General features: G+C 62.2%; 1 protein-coding gene. It reads right to left on the bottom strand.

Going from position 1 to position 1,592, the window contains the following annotated elements:
* Window positions 1-44 precede the first annotated feature (44 nt).
* A complete protein-coding gene (locus tag HMPREF0372_RS14765; protein WP_007494159.1) occupies window positions 45-1,127 on the bottom strand; it encodes a putative NPN-dependent ornithine cyclodeaminase in 1,083 nt (360 codons plus the stop codon).
* Between the last annotated feature and the right edge of the window lie 465 nt (window positions 1,128-1,592).

Here is a 1,592-nt window from a genome sequence, read left to right as displayed (position 1 = left end):
TTGGGAGCCGGGCTGAATGCCCGGCTCCCAAGCCGTTTGTTCGGTTACAGTACGCCCTTGCAGACATTGACCACAAAGTCCTGCACGTTGGTGACAATGGTGCGCACCGACAGGCTGCCCCGGTCGCGGAGCTTGTTCACCGCAAACTCAGACACGTCCACCGAGTAGAAATACACCGGGCGCACCACCCCGTCCACCACCCGGTAGGAGGGGGTCATGTTGCCGGTGGCTACGGTATGGAGGGTGGAGGCCATGCAGATGACCGTGGTGGCCTCCCGCACCAGGGCGCGCATGGCGTCCTGCCCTTCATACACGTTTCCATAGACCTCGGGCAGAGGGCCGTCATCCCGGACGGAGCCCACCAGCACGTAGGGAATGTGGTTGCGCACGCACTCGTAGATAATGCCGTCCTTCGCCTTGCCCGCCTCCACGAAGGCGGCGGTGGAGCCGCACAGGCGGATGGCATTGAGGGTGTCGATGTGGTTATAGTGGCCGTTTGGCATGCTCTTCTGGGTGTAGATGTCCTGGCCCAGGGCGGTGCCGAGGTAGCTGGCCTCCAGATCGTGGGTGGCCAGTGCGTTGCCCGCCAGCAGGCCGTGGACATACCCGCCCCGCACCAGGGCGGCGAAAGCCGCCCGGGCGTCGTGATCGAAGGCACAGGCAGGCCCCATCACCCACAGGATGCGGCCATGCTCCTTCTCGTGGCGGAGCAGCTCATAGATGGAGTCGTAGTCCATGGAATAGGCGGTCTCCCGGGAGCGGCCCTGGCGGAATGCAAAGGTCTCCGCCTCCCCCTTCTCCTCGGCAAAGCCGAAGGGATAGACATAGATGCCCTCGGAGGCGTCCTCCGTGCGGCCCACCGCCACCGGCTCGCCGGCCTTCAGGTTGCGAAACTCCACCGCGGCGATCTTCCCGTCCCGCAGGGCGGCCACGCAGTCCATGCGGCTCTCCTCAGCCAGCAGCCACCGCCCCCCCACCTTGAAATACTCCGGATAGATGGTGGTGGCGTGGTAGCCCTCCGGAGCCACCCCATCCTTGGGGGCCGGCTCAAACCGGGCCTCCGGCGCGCTCTGGAACCGGGTCTCCTGGAAGTCGGGCTCATGGTACTGCGGCAGGGTAAAGCTCATAAAAAAGAACCCCTTTCGTCATTTTTCTGTCCCATTTTACCATGAAAGGAGCAAAACTGCCAACCCCCGCCCGGAAAATAGTTCCGTACGGGGGTTGGCAGTTTGCTGCCTCTTTTTATGAGATTTTCCCTGCTCCCTGCCTTTCCGCCGGGGCGGCGCTGGAAAAGAGCGCCTTTCCCACCTACAGATTTTTCTTAATCTGGTTAATGACGCTCTTTCTCCCATCCGCGCATCCGGCGGATGGGGCCCGGATTTGATTCTTCCCCGGCGGAAGTAAATTCCGCCGGGGCAAGGTTTTGCTTCGCAAAATGCTTGCGCGCCGCACCTGCGGCGCTGGAAAAGAGCGCCTTTCCCACCTACAGACTTTTCTTAATCTGGTTAATCGCGCTCTTTCTCCCATCCGCACATGCGGCGGATGGGGCCCGAATTTTATTCTTCCCCGGCGGAAGTAAATTCCGCCGGGGC

It is taken from the genome of Flavonifractor plautii ATCC 29863, assembly GCF_000239295.1.
In the GTDB taxonomy this organism is placed as follows: Bacteria; Bacillota; Clostridia; order Oscillospirales; family Oscillospiraceae; genus Flavonifractor; species Flavonifractor plautii.
The sequence above is the reverse complement of the archived record's forward strand: the minus strand, read 5'-3'. Positions and strand labels throughout refer to the sequence as shown.

Bases quoted from the DNA above. Each gene is read 5' to 3' on its own strand.
- HMPREF0372_RS14765 (WP_007494159.1), bottom strand. From the start codon at position 1,127: ATGAGCTTTACCCTGCCGCAGTACCATGAGCCCGACTTCCAGGAGACC.